The 656-nt window shown below is 66.2% G+C and carries 1 protein-coding gene; it reads left to right on the top strand.

All coding sequences use genetic code 11. From position 1 onward, the window contains the following. The coding region (locus BC363_RS31940) for an NAD(P)-binding domain-containing protein (protein WP_244519992.1) at positions 1-656 on the top strand (656 nt) is incomplete at both ends.

Below are 656 nucleotides of genomic sequence, written 5' to 3'. Positions count from 1 at the left end.
ACCTTCATCGGCATGGGCGTTTCCGGCGGTGAAGAGGGCGCGCGCCACGGCCCGTCGATCATGGTCGGCGGCACGGAAGACTCCTACAGGCGCGTCGAGACGGTGCTGACCTCGATCGCCGCCAAATACGACAACGACCCGTGCGTCGCCTGGCTCGGCGAAAACGGCGCCGGCCACTTCGTCAAGACGATCCACAACGGCATCGAATATGCCGACATGCAGATGATCGCCGAGATCTACGGCATCCTGCGCGACGGCCTGAAGATGACGGCGGGCGAGATCGGCGAGGTGTTCGGCGCCTGGAACAGGGGCCGCCTCAACTCCTACCTGATCGAGATCACCGAGAAGGTGCTGAAGGCAGCCGACCCGCTGACCGGCCAGCCGATCGTCGACCTGATCCTCGACAAGGCCGGCCAGAAGGGCACCGGCAAGTGGTCGGTGATCGAAGCGCAGAACATGGGCGTTCCGGCGACCGCGATCGAAGCGGCCGTTGCCGCCCGCAGCATCTCGTCGGCGAAGGACGAGCGCGAAGCCGCGGAGAAGATCCTTGGCCTGCCCGATGTCGGCGCGTTCACGGTCGCCGACAGGGCCGCCTTCATCAGGGACCTGGAAAACGCGCTGCTGGCCGCCAAGATCGGCGCCTATGCGCAGGGCTT

Origin of the sequence: Ensifer sp. LC384 (genome assembly GCF_001695865.1) — a bacterium.
Taxonomy (GTDB): Bacteria; Pseudomonadota; Alphaproteobacteria; order Rhizobiales; family Rhizobiaceae; genus Ensifer.
This window is presented reverse-complemented; position numbering and strand designations above follow the sequence as displayed.